Annotated in this window: 10 protein-coding genes; 5 read left to right on the top strand and 5 right to left on the bottom strand. The window is 64.9% G+C overall.

The features are described 5' to 3' along the window. Window positions 1-31: 31 nt before the first annotated feature. Window positions 32-2260, bottom strand: coding sequence for a siderophore enterobactin receptor FepA (gene fepA, locus ACR809_RS18360; RefSeq protein WP_109226253.1), 2229 nt, complete (start codon window positions 2258-2260; stop codon window positions 32-34). Window positions 2261-2519: 259 nt separating this feature from the next. Here fepA and fes point away from each other — a divergent pair, with 259 nt between their 5' ends. From fes to entF, 3 genes are read left to right on the top strand one after another with little or no spacing between them, the layout of a single operon-like run. Beyond that, window positions 2520-3728 (top strand): enterochelin esterase, encoded by a 1209-nt coding sequence (fes, locus tag ACR809_RS18355; protein ID WP_004176920.1) that lies wholly within the window; start codon window positions 2520-2522, stop codon window positions 3726-3728. Between the two features lie 27 nt (window positions 3729-3755). After that, on the top strand, window positions 3756-3959 hold the full coding sequence (locus ACR809_RS18350; protein ID WP_004178967.1) for an MbtH family protein: 204 nt from the start codon (window positions 3756-3758) through the stop codon (window positions 3957-3959). 10 nt (window positions 3960-3969) lie between these two features. Next, window positions 3970-7851: an enterobactin non-ribosomal peptide synthetase EntF gene (entF, locus tag ACR809_RS18345; protein ID WP_122051478.1), complete on the top strand. Its 3882-nt coding sequence runs from the start codon at window positions 3970-3972 to the stop codon at window positions 7849-7851. A gap of 64 nt (window positions 7852-7915) precedes the next feature. Here the strand turns inward: entF and fepC are convergent, their stop codons facing one another. Genes fepC through fepD form a run of 3 tightly spaced genes read right to left on the bottom strand, consistent with a single transcriptional unit; the run spans window position 7916 to window position 10703 of the window. After that, a complete protein-coding gene (fepC, locus tag ACR809_RS18340; protein ID WP_002893737.1) occupies window positions 7916-8710 on the bottom strand; it encodes an iron-enterobactin ABC transporter ATP-binding protein in 795 nt (264 codons plus the stop codon). After that, window positions 8707-9699: an iron-enterobactin ABC transporter permease gene (gene fepG, locus ACR809_RS18335; protein WP_032419236.1), complete on the bottom strand. Its 993-nt coding sequence runs from the start codon at window positions 9697-9699 to the stop codon at window positions 8707-8709. Before fepG ends, fepC begins: the two co-directional genes overlap by 4 nt. Further along, a complete protein-coding gene (gene fepD / locus ACR809_RS18330; protein WP_004176917.1) occupies window positions 9696-10703 on the bottom strand; it encodes a Fe(3+)-siderophore ABC transporter permease in 1008 nt (335 codons plus the stop codon). The genes fepG and fepD overlap by 4 nt, the downstream gene beginning before the upstream one ends. Before the next feature lie 112 nt (window positions 10704-10815). On the opposite strand from fepD, the gene entS reads away from it, so the two are divergent. Beyond that, on the top strand, window positions 10816-12057 hold the full coding sequence (entS, locus tag ACR809_RS18325; protein ID WP_004147525.1) for an enterobactin transporter EntS: 1242 nt from the start codon (window positions 10816-10818) through the stop codon (window positions 12055-12057). Between the two features lie 380 nt (window positions 12058-12437). Here the strand turns inward: entS and fepB are convergent, their stop codons facing one another. Continuing rightward, window positions 12438-13397: a Fe2+-enterobactin ABC transporter substrate-binding protein gene (gene fepB / locus ACR809_RS18320; protein ID WP_004147526.1), complete on the bottom strand. Its 960-nt coding sequence runs from the start codon at window positions 13395-13397 to the stop codon at window positions 12438-12440. Between the two features lie 188 nt (window positions 13398-13585). Here fepB and entC point away from each other — a divergent pair, with 188 nt between their 5' ends. After that, on the top strand, window positions 13586-14761 hold the full coding sequence (entC, locus tag ACR809_RS18315) for an isochorismate synthase EntC (protein ID WP_021464372.1): 1176 nt from the start codon (window positions 13586-13588) through the stop codon (window positions 14759-14761). The last annotated feature ends 6 nt before the right edge of the window (window positions 14762-14767 follow it).

Here is a 14767-nt window from a genome sequence, read left to right as displayed (position 1 = left end):
CCAGCAAGGGCGGGGGAGGGAGAACCCGCTATCAGAAGTGGGTGTTGACGCTCATATACCAGGTGCGGCCCGATTCGTTATAGGTCTCGGCGCCGGCGCCATACATATAGCCGGTGGCGCCCCCGGTGGTCTGGGCGTTGCCCGCGCGCCAGTGGCGCTTGTCGAAGACGTTATCCACGCCGCCGGTCAGACTGACGTATTTGGTGACGTCCCAGGTCGCGCTCAGGCCGAGGATGCTGTAGGGGCTGACCTCGTTCTTCTCGCTACCGGTAACCGGTTGACCCTTGTAGTTGTACTTCTTCGGCTCCTGCTTGCCGTACCAGGTAAAGGTTGACTGCAGCGAAACGTCATCGCGTACCTGCCAGCTCAGCGTAGAGTTCAGCGTGTATTCCGGGATAATCGACAGACGATCGCCGGTCTCTTTGTTCTTACTCTGCAGCATATAGGTGATGTTGTTGGTCCAGTTCACGGTCTCGCTCACTGGCACGTTCAACGTCCCTTCCAGGCCTTCCACCACCGCTTTCGGCACGTTTTCCCATTGGTAGAGGTCAGTGCCGCTGCCGTTGGTATAGACCGGGGCATAGCCCGCTTCAATCTTATTGCGATAGTCGTTGCGGAACCAGGTGACGCCCGCCAGCCAGCCGTCGCGTTTAAACTCGAGGCCAATCTCTTTGTTGATGCTGGTCTCGGCTTTTAAGTCGTCGTTACCCTGCAGATAGCAACCGGATTTACTGGCGTAGCAGCCCTGTCCTTTGCTGTAGAGAATATAGTTCGGGTTGGTCTGATACAGGCTCGGTGCTTTATAGGCGCGAGCGATACCCATCTTCAGCGTGAAGTCGTCCCACAGCCCCTGCGACAGGTTGAGGGACGGGCTCCAGTTATTGCCGACAATGCTGTGATGATCGAAACGCAGCGCCGGAGTCAGCATGGTGGTGTCGGTCAGCTCCATGTTGTTCTCGGCGAACAGCGAGAAGATTTCCGCCTGCGAGTACGGGCTGCGGCCGGTGCTGTCGTAACCCGGAATTTCGCCTCCCGACAGCGCCTGGGTGTTGGAGGCGTTATCCTTCATCCGCTGTTGATTCCACTCGCTGCCCAGCGTCAGGTTCTGATTAACCAGGTAGTCGAACGGGATACTGACTTCACTGTGCAGCATCACATCTGACAGATCGATATCCGAGAACTGATTACTGTTAAAGATCCCCTCGGTGCCCCCGGCCAGGCCTTCGCCTTTGCGCGAGTTGCGGGTGCGCTCGTACTGCGCCCAGTTGCTGGTGGTCACCCCGTTGTCCCAGGCGCCGTTCCAGGTGACCGAGTAGGTGTTGCGGTACAGCCGGTTGGTCTCTTTGCCGTAGTTCTCTTTTACCAGGTCGTTGGAGTTGGTGTTCTGGGTATCGCCGGCGTAGAGGTTGCCCTGGCGGCTGTAGCCGGCCTCAAACTCCAGCGACTGCATCGGAGCGAATTCCCAGCGCACCAGACCATCGATGTTTTTGTTTTTCACCCCTTCGCGCCCGGCCGGCAGAGTATCGGCATAGATCCCGGTACGCTCGGACTGATGGCCCTGGTTGATATCCCAGGCGTCGGCCTGCGTTTTGTCGAGGTTACCGAACAGGCGGAAGCTAAAATCGCCGCCCAGCGGGCCGCTGAGGCTGAAGTTAGTGCGTTTGGTGGAGCCTTCATCCTTGTGCTCCGGGGCGTTCATATAGGTGTTCCATGAGCCGTGCCACTCATCGCCGGTTTTTTTGGTGATGATATTCACCACGCCGCCGGCGGCGCCGTTGCCGTAGCGGGCGGCGGCCGGGCCGCGAATCACTTCGATACGTTCGATTATCTCCGGCGGCACCCAGCTGGTATCGCCGCGGGTGTCGCGCTCGCCGCGCCAGCCAAGGCGCACGGAGTTGCGGCTGGTGACCGGCTTGCCGTCGATCAGGATCAGGGTATTTTCCGGGCCCATGCCGCGGATATCAATCTGGCGGTTGTTGCCGCGCTGGCCGCTGGTGGAGTTGCCGGTCAGGTTGACTCCCGGCATGGTGCGAATGATCTCCGAGACGTCGCGCGCCGGGGGGCGTTTGCGGATCTCATCGGCGGTGATGGTGGAGACGCCCGGCGCCTGCAGGTTCTGCTCGGCGGCGGTGACCACCATGGTCTCTTCAGCGGCGCTGTTTTTATCGTCGGTGGCGGTTTCCGCTGCGCTTAACGGAAAAGCAACCCCGTAAATTCCCAGATTGACCAGCAAGGCCAGGGATTTGATCCTGTTATTCATTGTTATTCCTGCTTTTTGTCGCCACGTTCCCCAAACGCCCCTTCCCACCGGGAGGGGAGGCGGCATAAATGTTGCCAAAAGCGGGCAAAGGCACTCCGTCGCTGGCTGAATAAGCCCGATTTGACATGTTCTGATGAAAGACGCGCTTCCCACGGCGCGCTAATACGCTATTGCAAATGCAAATAGTTATCAATAATATTATCAATAAATAATGACAATTAATTAAAAAAGTCACGCTATACATAGGGTTAATGACAGAATGTTAAGGACAGGAAGCGAGGAGTGGTGGCAAACCCTGCGGGGGCCGCAGTGCCGCGCAGTGGATGACGCCATCGAGGTAACGTTCTGGTGGCGGGACCCGGCGGGGGATGAAACCTGCTCTCCCCATCGTCGGGTATGGCTCTATATCACCGGCGTGACCGACCACCATCAGAATGCGCGTCCGCAATCGCTGCAACGTCTCCCCGGGACCGACGCCTGGTTCTGGCGCACTACGCTGTCGCCGACCTGGCGCGGCAGCTACTGTTTTATTCCCTCCGACCGTGACGATGATTTTTCCCCTGAGGTGTTCAGCGCTGATGCGCCCGACCGCGCGCTGCTACGCGAAGGCTGGCGCAAACTGCTGCCGCGGGCGATAGCCGATCCGCTGAACCCGCACAGCTGGCGGGGCGGACGCGGCCATGGCGTGTCCGCCCTGGAGATGCCGCAGGCCCCCGCGCAGCCCGGCTGGGACCCGCTTAATGAGGCGCATCCTGCCGCCCGTTGCCTTGAGTGGCGCAGCGCGCGTCTGGGCAACCATCGCCGGGTCTGGATCTACACCACCGGCGAGGCTGTCGACCCGCAAACGCGGCCGCTGGCGATCCTGCTCGACGGCCAGTTCTGGGCCGAGAGCATGCCGGTGTGGTCGCCGCTGGCCGCCCTGACCCGCGAGGGGAGACTACCGCCGGCGGTCTACCTGCTGATCGACGCGATCGACAACCAGCGCCGCGGGGTTGAGCTGCCCTGTCACCGCGATTTCTGGCTGGCGGTGCAGGAGGAGCTCCTGCCGCTGGTCCACGGCTATGCCCCGTTCAGCGACCGCCCGGATCGGACGGTGGTGGCCGGGCAAAGCTTCGGCGGTCTGGCGGCGATGTTCGCCGCTCTCAACTGGCCGCAGCGCTTTGGCTGCGTGCTCAGCCAGTCAGGCTCCTACTGGTGGCCGCACCGTGATGGCCGCGGGACGGGCTTTATCGGCGAACAGCTTCGCCAGGGTGAGGTGTCCGCGGCCGGGCTGCGCGTCTGGCTGGAAGCGGGCCAACGCGAACCGATCATTTTTCGCGCGAACCAGGCGCTACTAGCGCAACTCACCACAACACAGCAGACGATTTTCTGGCGTCAGGTTGACGGCGGGCATGATGCGCTTTGCTGGCGCGGCGGGCTGACGGCAGGGCTTATCCAGCTCTGGCAGCCTCTGCTGTCGCACCCTTAGCATCGCGTTTTACGACAGGAGTTTGATATGCAATTCAGTAACCCCTTCGACAATCCGCAAGGGCAGTTTTACATTCTGCGCAATGATCAGCAGCAGTACAGCCTGTGGCCGGCGCACTGCGACCTGCCTGCCGGCTGGGCGGTGGTGTGCCCCCCGCAGTCGGCCGAGGCCTGCAACGCCTGGCTGGCGGCCAACTGGTCAACCCTGACCCCCGCCCATCATGCGTCATAAGGAGCTGACAATGACCACTCGTTTACCGCTGGTTGCCGCGCAGCCGGGGATCTGGATGGCCGAGCGCCTCTCCACTCTGCCAGGCGCCTGGAGCGTGGCCCACTATGTTGAACTGCGCGGCGCGCTCGACCCGACGCTGCTGGGAAAAGCGATTGTCGCCGGTCTGCAGCAGGCGGACACCCTCAGCTTGCGCTTTGAGGAAGAGGAGGGGGAAGTCTGGCAGTGGCTGGCGGCCGACCGCACCTTTGCCGAACCGTCGATCATTGACCTGCGTACGGCGCCGGATCCGCATCGCGCCGCCACGGAGCGGATGCAGGCGGACCTGGCGCAGGATCTGCGCGTCGACGGCGGCAACCCGCTGGTGTGCCATCAGCTGCTGCGCGTCGGCGACGACCGCTGGTACTGGTATCAGCGATATCACCACTTGCTGGTGGATGGCTTCAGCTTCCCGGCGATAACCCGGCAGATCGCCGCCATTTACCGCGCCTGGCAGCGGGGGGAAGCCACTCCTGAGTCGCCTTTCACCCCCTTCGCCGAGGTGGTGGACGAGTACCAGCGCTACGCCGGCAGCGAGGCCTGGCAGCGGGATAAAGCTTTCTGGCAGGCCCAGCGCCAGGCGTTACCTGCGCCTGCCTCACTCTCTGCCGCGCCGCTGGGCGGGCGCGCCGCCGGGAGCGATATCTGGCGGATGAAGCAGGAGATGAACGCCGACGCCTTCCGCCGCCTGGCCAGCCATGCGCCGCAGTGTCAGCCCGCTGACCTGGCGCTGGCGCTCACCACGCTGTGGCTGGGCCGCCTGTGCAACCGGATGGACTACGCGGCGGGCTTTATCTTTATGCGCCGGATGGGTTCAGCCGCGCTGACCTCGACGGGGCCGGTGCTCAATGTCCTGCCTCTGGCGGTGCATATTGACGCCCGGGAGACGCTGGCAGACCTGGCGATACGCCTCGCCGGTCAGCTGAAAAAGATGCGCCGCCATCAGCGCTATGACGCCGAACAGATCGTCCGCGACAGCGGCAAAGCGGCAGGGGACGAACCGCTGTTCGGCCCGGTGCTGAACGTCAAAGTCTTTGATTACCAGCTGGATATCGATGGTGTGCAGGCAGTGACCCACACCCTCGCCACCGGCCCGGTCAACGATCTCGAGCTGGCGCTGTTCCCGGATGAGACCGGCGGGCTGTCGCTGGAGATCCTCGCCAACAAGGCCCGGTACGACGAAGCCGAGCTCCGTCGCCACATGGCGCGACTGACCGCGCTGCTGGCGCAGTTCGCCGCCGATCCGACGCTGCGCTGCGGCGAAGCAGAGATGCTCTCCGCCGACGAGCTGGCCCGGCTGGCGGCGGTCAACGATACCGCTGTGCCGCTGCCTGCCACCACCCTCAGCGCGCTGGTGGCCGACCAGGCGCGGAAGACCCCGGATGCGCCGGCGCTGGCGGACGCCCGCTGGCAGTTCAGCTATCGCGAGATGCGTCAGCAGGTGGTGGCGCTCGCGCAGCTGCTGCGTCAGCGCGGCGTGAAGCCTGGGGACAGCGTGGCGGTGGCCCTGCCGCGCTCGGTGTTCCTGACCCTGGCGCTGCACGGCATTGTCGAAGCGGGGGCCGCCTGGCTGCCGCTGGACACCGGCTACCCGGACGACCGCCTGCGGATGATGCTGGAAGACGCCCGGCCGTCGCTGCTGATCGCCACGGAGGACCAGCTGGCCCGCTTCAGCGATATTCCGGGGCTGGAAAGCCTCTGCTACCAGCAGCCGCTGGCCGCCGGGGATGACGCGCCGCTGGCGCTGTCAAAACCAGACCATACCGCCTACATCATCTTTACCTCCGGCTCCACCGGGCGGCCGAAAGGGGTGATGGTCGGCCAGACCGCCATCGTCAACCGCCTGCTGTGGATGCAGGATCGCTATCCGTTATCTGCCGACGACGTGGTGGCGCAGAAAACGCCGTGCAGTTTCGACGTGTCGGTGTGGGAATTCTGGTGGCCGTTTATCGCCGGCGCGCAGCTGGTGATGGCCGAGCCGGAGGCGCACCGCGACCCGCAGGCGATGCAGCAGTTCTTCGCCCGCTACGGCGTGACCACCACCCACTTTGTGCCGTCGATGCTGGCGGCGTTTGTCGCCTCGCTGGATGCCGACAGCGTCGCTGCCTGCCGCACGCTGCGGCGGGTATTCTGCAGCGGCGAAGCGCTGCCGGCGGAATTGTGCCGCGAGTGGGAGCGCTTAACCGGCGCGCCGCTGCATAACCTGTACGGCCCGACGGAGGCGGCGGTGGACGTCAGCTGGTACCCGGCCTGCGGCCCTGAGCTGGCGGCCGTGACCGGCAGCAGCGTGCCGATTGGCTGGCCGGTGTGGAACACCGGGCTGCGCATTCTCGATGCCGCGATGCGCCCGGTGCCGCCGGGGGTGGCGGGGGATCTTTATCTCACCGGCATCCAGCTGGCGCAGGGCTATCTGGGGCGCCCGGATCTCACCGCCAGCCGCTTTATCGCCGACCCGTTTGCCCCCGGCGAGCGGATGTATCGCACCGGCGACGTGGCGCGCTGGCTGACGAACGGCGCGGTGGAGTACCTTGGCCGCAGCGACGATCAGCTGAAGATCCGCGGGCAGCGCATCGAGCTTGGCGAGATTGATCGGGTGATGTCGGCCCTGCCGGACGTGGCGCAGGCGGTGAGTCATGCCTGCGTCTTCAACCAGGCGGCGGCGACCGGCGGCGATGCCCGACAGCTGGTGGGCTATCTGGTCTCTGACTCCGGCCTGCCGCTGGATACCGCGGCGCTGAAAGCGCGGCTGGCGGAACAGCTGCCGCCGCATATGGTGCCGGTGGTGCTGATGCAGCTCGCTGAGCTGCCGCTGAGCGCCAACGGCAAACTGGACCGCAAAGCGCTGCCGCTGCCGACCCTCGGCGGCGAGCGCAGCGGCCGGCCGCCGGAGCCCGGCATGGAAACTCTTGTCGCCGCCGCCTTCAGCCAGCTGCTGGGCTGCGAGGTGAACGATATCGACGCCGATTTCTTCGCCCTTGGCGGTCATTCGCTGCTGGCGATGCGCCTGGCGGCACAGCTCAGCCGCCAGCTGGCGCGGCAGGTGACCCCGGGGCAGGTGATGGTGGCCTCGACGGTGGGCAAACTGAGCGCGCTGCTGGCCGCCGATCTCAGCGATGAGCAGGCCCAGCGCCTGGGGCTGGATACGCTTCTGCCGCTGCGCGAGAGCGACGGCCCGACGCTGTTCTGCTTCCATCCCGCCTCCGGCTTCGCCTGGCAGTTCAGCGTGCTAGCGCGCTATCTCAGCCCGCGCTGGTCGATTACCGGTATTCAGTCGCCGCGCCCGCAGGGGCCGATGGCCAGCGCCGCCAGCCTCGACGAGGTCTGCGAGCATCATCTGCGCACGCTGCTGGCGCAGCAGCCGCACGGCCCTTATTACCTGTTCGGGTATTCGCTGGGCGGCACCTTAGCCCAGGGGATTGCCGCCCGCTTGCGCCAGCGCGGCGAAGCGGTGGCCTTCCTCGGCCTGCTGGATACCTGGCCGCCGGAGACGCAAAACTGGGCAGAGAAAGAGGCCAACGGGCTGGATCCCGAGGTACTGGCGGAGATCGACCGCGAGCGCGAAGCGTTCCTCGCCGCCCAGCAGGGGCAAGCCTCCGGCGAGCTGTTCAGCGCCATCGAAGGCAACTATGCCGATGCGGTGCGGCTGTTAACCACCGCGCATAGCGCGAAGTTTGACGGCAAGGCGACGCTGTTCGTGGCGGAGAAGACGCGGCAGGAGGGGATGGATCCCCAGGTCGTATGGGGCCCGTGGGTGGGGGAACTGGAGGTGTTCAGCCAGAACTGCGCCCACGTCGATATCATCTCCCCGCAGGCCTTTGAGGCCATCGGTCCGGTGGTCAGGGAGATTCTGGGGTAACGGTTGAGTTCGGGCTACAGCAGGTAGCCCGGCTCAGCGTAGCGCAAGCCGGGGAAAGAGGAGATTACCGGCGGCCCAGCGGGACCACCAGCGGCGTATGCGCCACCGGATCTTCAATGATCGTGCAGCGCAGACCGTAAATCCGTTCAATCAGATCGGCGGTGACGATCTCCTTCGGCGCCCCCTCGGCGACGATCCTGCCGTCGCGCAGGGCGATCAGGTGGGTGGCGTAGCGGCAGGCCTGGTTAAGATCGTGCAGCACCGCCGCCAGGGTATAGCCCTTCTCGCGATTCAGCTCGCTCAACAGCTCCAGCAGGTCGATCTGATGGCTGATGTCCAGCCAGGTGGTCGGCTCATCCAGCAGCATAATCGCCGTTTCCTGGGCCAGCACCATCGCAATCCACGCCCGCTGCCGCTGGCCGCCGGAAAGCGTGTCGACGCTCTGCAGCGCCAGATCGCTGATCCCGGTCGCCCGCATCGCCTTGTTCACCGCCTCTTCATCTTCTTTGCGCCAGCGGGTAAACAGCGGCTGGTGCGGATAGCGCCCGCGGGCCACCAGCTCCTGCACCGTGATATCGCCAGGGGTGGTGGCATTCTGCGCCAGCAGCCCGATGCGGCGGGCAACCTCTTTACTGGCGTACTGCTGGATCTGCGCGCCGTCGAGCCAGACGTGGCCGCTGGCGGGCGTCATCAGGCGACTGAGGGTGCGCAATAGCGTCGACTTGCCGCAGCCGTTGGGGCCGATAATGGCGGTGAAGTGACCGTCAGGGATGGTCACGTTCAGCGACTCGGCGATGGTCTTGTTCCCGTAGGCCAGGGTTAACTGCTCGCCGCGCAAACGGGAGGGGACAGCACTCATTTTTTGCGGGACTCCTGAATCAACAATGCAATAAGGTAAATACCGCCGAGGCTGACGGTTAACACGCCAACCGGCAGCTGCCACGGCATAAACAGCCGTTGGGCGCCATAATCGGCCAGCGCCAGCAGCAGCGCGCCGCACAGGGCCGACTGGGTCAGTCCCCAGCGGGCCGTGCCGCTCAGGCGGCGGGCGATATGCGGCGCCACCAGCGCGATAAATGAGATCGGCCCGGCCAGCGCCGTCGAGGCGGCGGTGAGCACCACCGCCACCAGCATCAGCAGCAGGCGCGAACGCTCGACCTGCACCCCCAGCGCGCAGGCGGTATCGTCGCCCATCTCCAGCAGCCGCATCCGGCGAACCAGCAGGGCGCTGCCCACCAGCATCAACAGGATCAGCGGCGCCGACGGCCAGGTTTTACCCCAGGTCAGGCCGTTAAGCGATCCGGCGTTCCACAGGCCCGCAGAAAGGGCGGTCTCCAGCGAGGCGCGCAGCAGCAGCCAGGTGTTGAATGCCACCAGCATGGCGCGCACGCCGATGCCGATAATGATCAGGCGGAAGGTTTCGATCCCGTTGCGCCAGGCCAGCAGCCAGACCACCAGCGAGGTCAGCACGCCGCCAAGCATCGCCGCCAGGGCGATCGCCGTCAGGTTCTGGCCGAAGAGGACCATCGCCACCAGCACGCCGCTCCAGGCGCCGGTGTTAAAGCCCATCACGTCCGGGCTGCCGAGCGGGTTACGGGTCAGCGACTGGAAAATGGCGCCGCTAACGCCGAGCGCGGCGCCGATGAGCAGCGCCATTAACACCCGCGGCAGCCGCCATTCGTTCACCACCATCGCGACGTTGCGCGGCGCATCGCCGAACAGCGCCGAGAACACCTGGTCAATCGTCAGGGGCACCGGGCCTTGCGCCAGCCCGAGCAGAGAAATCAGCAGGCTGGCGGCCATCAGCAGCAGACAGCTGGCTATCAGGCGGCGGGACGGAGCAATCACAGTCCACCTCCCCGCGGCTGGCGGCGCACCAGCCAGATCAGCACCGGCGCGCCGAGAAAGGCGCTCACCACCGATACCCGCAGTTCGCCGGGCACCAGCAGGCGGCCAATCACGTCGGCAAACAGCAGCAGGGCCGGGGTGGCGAGCAGGGTGACCGGCAGCGACCAGCGATGATCGGCCCCCACCAGCCAGCGCGCCATATGCGGCATCATCAGGCCGATAAAGGCGATGGGGCCGACGACGGCGGTGGCGCTGCCGCACAGGACGGTGATGACGATCAGGCCGATCAGCTGGGTGCGGGCGACGCGGCTGCCGAGGGCGGTGGCGGTATCGTTGCCCAGGCTCAGGCTGTTCAGCGCCCGGCTCAGCAGCAGAGCGGCGATCCCCGCCACCACTACCGGCAGCAGGACAATTTTCAGCGTTTGCAGGGTGCGGATATCCAGCGAACCGGCCTGCCAGAAGCGTAGCTGATCGTAGACGTCCGGGTTGAGCAGGGCGATGCCGTTGGACAGCCCCTCGAGTACCGCCGCAAGGGCGACCCCGGCGAGAGTGAGGCGCACCGGGCTCAGCTGACCGCCGCCCTGGCTGCCGGTAAAGGCTACCAGCAGCGAGGCGCAGAGCGCGCCGCAGAATGCCAGCAGCAGCTGCTCCTGCGGGGAAGTGATCCCAAACAGCGCCGCGCCGAGGACGATGGCGAAGCTGGCGCCGGAGTTGACCCCCAGCAGGCCGGGGTCGGCCAGCGGGTTGCGGGTGAGCGTCTGCATCAGCGCGCCGGCGAGGCCGAGGGCGACGCCGGCCAGCAGACCGGCCAGAGTGCGCGGCAGGCGCGCGTCCAGCACGATAGTGCAATCAGCGCTTTGACAGGTTCCGCTGAAGGCGGTGAATACCGTGCCGATCGGCAACGATTTGGCGCCGATGGTCAGGCTAAGCGCGGCGGCTAAGGCGAGTAATAGCAACAATCCGGGCACGGCGACAGAGCGTACCGCGGTCGTAGAAAACGACATAACTGACATCCCTGATATGATAATGATAGTAATTATCGTTATCGATTTTATTCAGCTATGGTAGCATGACCCACAGTAAAAAGGGTATTAAAAATAACGACAAGGCGCTGTAATGAACCGACAATCCTGGCTGCTCAATCTCAGCCTGCTGAAAACTCACCCGGCGTTTCGCGCCGTTTTTATCGCTCGCTTTATCTCTATTCTGTCGCTTGGCCTGCTGGGCGTGGCCATTCCGGTGCAGATCCAGATGATGACCCATTCGACCTGGCAGGTCGGGCTGTCGGTGACGCTGACCGGGGCGTCGATGTTTGTTGGTCTGATGGTGGGGGGCGTGCTGGCTGACCGCTATGAACGTAAACGCCTGATCCTGCTGGCGCGCGGCACCTGCGGCGTGGGCTTTGTCGGCCTGTGTCTGAACGCCCTGTTGCCGGAGCCGTCGCTGGCGGCGATCTACCTGCTGGGGATCTGGGACGGGTTCTTCGCCTCGTTGGGGGTGACCGCGCTGCTGGCGGCGACCCCGGCGCTGGTGGGACGGGAAAACCTGATGCAGGCCGGGGCCATCACTATGTTGACGGTGCGCCTGGGCTCGGTGATTTCGCCGATGATCGGCGGCCTGCTGCTGGCCACCGGCGGCGTGGCGTGGAACTTCGGCCTGGCGGCGGCGGGGACCTTTATCACCACCTTAACCCTGCTGCGTCTGCCGCAGCTGCCGCCGCCTCCGCAGCCGCGCGAGCATCCGCTGCGCTCCCTGCTGGCGGGGCTGACCTTCCTCTGCCGAAGCCCGCTTATCGGCGGGATTGCGCTGCTTGGCGGTCTGCTGACCATGGCCAGCGCGGTGCGGGTGCTCTATCCGGCGCTGGCCGGTAGCTGGCAGATGTCGGCCGGACAGATTGGCCTGCTGTACGCCGCTATTCCGCTCGGTGCGGCGCTGGGGGCGTTGACCAGCGGCCAGCTGGCCCAGACGGTGCGGCCGGGCGCGCTGATGCTGGCGACGACGGTGGGATCGTTTGTCGCCATTGCGCTGTTCAGCCTGATGCCGCACTGGGCATTGGGCGCGCTGTGCCTGGCGCTGTTTGGCTGGCTGAGCGCTATTAGCTCGCTGTTGCAGTACACCCTGATTCAGACCCAGACGCCGGAACATATGCTCGGGCGGATTAACGGTCTGTGGACCGCGCAAAACGTCACCGGCGACGCCATCGGCGCGGCGCTGCTCGGCGGCTTAGGGGCGGTAATGACGCCGGCGGCATCCGCCAGCGCCAGCGGCTGGGCGCTGGCGCTTGTCGGTGTGCTGCTGGTTGGGCTGCTACGCGAGCTGCGCCGTTTCCAGCGCCCGGAAATTGTCAACGAAAGTTAAGTAGGGTGCGATTGCCCGGTGGCGGCTGCGCCTTACCGGGCCTACGGTACGGCAGGCCGGTACAAGCTCAGTAGGCCGGGCAAGCGCAGCGCCGCCCGGCAAAGAGTTCAGGTTGCGTGCCCCGGCCTGATGCCCGGTGGCGGCTGCGCCTTACCGGGCCTGGGGTACGGCAGGCCGGTGCAAGCTCAGTAGGCCGGGCAAGCGCCGCGCCGCCCGGCAAAGAGTTCAGGTTGCGTGCCCCGGCCTGATGCCCGGTGGCGGCTGCGCCTTACCGGGCCTACGGTCTGGACTGGGGGACGCTGGCATTGTAGGCCGGGCAAGCGCAGCGCCGCCCGGCAAGGTGTGCAGGCCGAGTGCCCGTCCTGATGGCGCAGCCCGCGTTAGCCGAACAGGCTGGAGAGACGCTGGAGCACCAGCAGAGCGCTGTAGTAGTCAAGGCGGAAGGTCTCGGTGCCCAGCGGGTAGACGCGTTTGCCTGCGACCGCCGGGAGATGCGCCAGCAGCGGGTTGGCGTAGATGGCATCCGCATCTTTCTGGTCGCCGGCGAACAGGAACAGGCTCTGGCCGTTCAGACCGGCCGCGAGGTTCTCCCCGCCCAGTTGCACGATATCGTGGCGTTTACCCTGGCTATGGCTGGCGGGCAGGCCGCCCGGCAGCGTCGCCAGGCTAAAGCCCAGCTGTTCGAGCATCTGCCCCTGAGCCGATTCCGGCGTCCAGATATTGGCGCTGTGCGCGGCGGCGGTATAGACCAGGGCGGTCACCGGCTGCGGCGGCAGTTTCATTTTTTCTTTTAACGAAACGAGCTGTTTATTGAAGTCGGCAATGCGCGCGCTGGCCTGTTGTTCATGACCGGTGATCTGCCCCAGCTGGGTGAGCAGGGTTTGCCAGCTTTTATCGTCATAGTTGATGACCAGCGTCGGGGCGATGGTTTTAAGCTGATCGTACAGCGGCAGGGCGGAGTCGCCGCCGGTCGCGCTCACCAGGATCAGATCCGGCATCTGGGCGGCCACCGCTTCGGCGCTTGGTTCGCCGATGTACAGCCGCGCCAGCTTGCGGGCTTTGGCAACCTCGCTCCACTGGCGCAGAAAGCCCTGGCTATCGGCGACGCGGTTGTTCGGCGTGGTCGCGCCGCTGGCGACCACCGGAGCGTCAATCGCCAGCAGCGAACCGGTAAGCGTCACGCTGGTGGAGACAATGCGCAACGGCTGGCTCGGCAGGGTATGCGTCCCGTAGCTGTCGGTGACCTGGCGCGGCCAGTCCGCCGCCTGGGCTGAGGTAATTCCTAAAAGCAACAGCATGCCGGTCAGCGCACCGCGGCGGCAGAAAGAAAAGAAGTTCACGTCATCGCATCCTGATTTGAAAGGTGATAAATGCGTCTCATTTTCAACTTTGTGTCAGCAGGATGCAAGCCAAAGTGGCGGCGCCATGACGTAACGCGGTTGACATGGCGGGCAATACCTTTTAGGTTAGCCAACCAAAATATAAATGATAATTATTCTTAATATCTTTATCGTTTTTGGAGGATGATATGGAAACGTCACTGGCTGAGGATGTAAAGAAACCGACCCGGACCCTGTCGCCGGACAGCTTCTTCTTTATGTCGCCGTACCGCAGTTTTACCACTTCAGGCTGCTTCCGTCGCTTCTCACAGCCCGCCGTTGGCGGCGATGCGCTGAACGGCGAGTTCCAGCAGCAGATGGCGGCCGCCTTTGCCGAGGCCCGGGCGGCGGGGATCCGCAAGCCGGTGATGGTCGGGGCTATCCCGTTCGACACCTGTCAGCATTCCGAGCTCTATATCCCCGAGCGCTGGGAAGCGTTCTCTCGCCCGGAAAAGCAGCGTTCCGCCCGCTATGCCGCGCCGCTGGAGGCGATGGAGGTGGTGGAGCGTCGGGAGATCCCGGAGCAGGACGCGTTTTTAGCCATGGTGGAACGCGCCGCCGCGCTGACCGCCACCCCGGAAGTCGACAAAGTGGTGCTATCAAGGCTTATCGATATTACCACCCGCGACCGCGTCGACAGCGGCGCGCTGATGGAGCGACTGATCGCCCAGAACCCCGCCAGCTTTAACTTCCACGTGCCGCTCTCCGACGGCGGCGTGCTGCTGGGCGCCAGCCCGGAGCTGCTGCTGCGTAAAGAAGGACAGCACTTCAGCTCTCTGCCGCTGGCCGGCTCCGCCCGTCGCCAGCCGGACGATGTGCTGGATCGGGAAGCAGGCAACAGGCTGTTGGCCTCCGGCAAAGATCGCCACGAGCACGAGCTGGTGACCCAGGCGATGAAGAGCGTGCTGGGCCCGCGCAGCAGTCAGCTGTCGCTACCGGAGTCGCCGCAGCTGATTACCACCCCGACGCTCTGGCATCTGGCGACGCCGATCGCAGGCACCGCGCTGGCGGAAGAAAACGCCATGTCGCTGGCCTGTCTGCTGCACCCGACGCCGGCGCTGAGCGGTTTCCCGCATCAGGCGGCGAAGCGCCTGATTGCTGAACTGGAACCCTTCGATCGCCAGCTGTTCGGTGGCATCGTCGGCTGGTGCGATGACGAAGGCAACGGCGAGTGGGTGGTGACTATCCGCTGCGCGCGTCTGCAGCAGCGTACGCTGCGCCTGTTTGCCGGCGCGGGCATTGTTCCGGCCTCCTCGCCGCTGGGCGAATGGCGCGAAACCGGCGTCAAACTGACCACCATGCTTAACGTATTTGGCTTGAACTAAGAGGCA

Origin of the sequence: Klebsiella sp. CD33 (genome assembly GCF_051992865.1) — a bacterium.
Lineage (GTDB): Bacteria > Pseudomonadota > Gammaproteobacteria > Enterobacterales > Enterobacteriaceae > Klebsiella > Klebsiella pneumoniae.
The sequence above is the reverse complement of the archived record's forward strand: the minus strand, read 5'-3'. Positions and strand labels throughout refer to the sequence as shown.

Bases quoted from the DNA above. Each gene is read 5' to 3' on its own strand.
- fepA (WP_109226253.1), bottom strand. From the start codon at position 2,260: ATGAATAACAGGATCAAATCCCTGGCCTTGCTGGTCAATCTGGGAATT.
- fes (WP_004176920.1), top strand. From the start codon at position 2,520: ATGTTAAGGACAGGAAGCGAGGAGTGGTGGCAAACCCTGCGGGGGCCG.
- ACR809_RS18350 (WP_004178967.1), top strand. From the start codon at position 3,756: ATGCAATTCAGTAACCCCTTCGACAATCCGCAAGGGCAGTTTTACATT.
- entF (WP_122051478.1), top strand. From the start codon at position 3,970: ATGACCACTCGTTTACCGCTGGTTGCCGCGCAGCCGGGGATCTGGATG.
- fepC (WP_002893737.1), bottom strand. From the start codon at position 8,710: ATGAGTGCTGTCCCCTCCCGTTTGCGCGGCGAGCAGTTAACCCTGGCC.
- fepD (WP_004176917.1), bottom strand. From the start codon at position 10,703: ATGTCGTTTTCTACGACCGCGGTACGCTCTGTCGCCGTGCCCGGATTG.
- entS (WP_004147525.1), top strand. From the start codon at position 10,816: ATGAACCGACAATCCTGGCTGCTCAATCTCAGCCTGCTGAAAACTCAC.
- entC (WP_021464372.1), top strand. From the start codon at position 13,586: ATGGAAACGTCACTGGCTGAGGATGTAAAGAAACCGACCCGGACCCTG.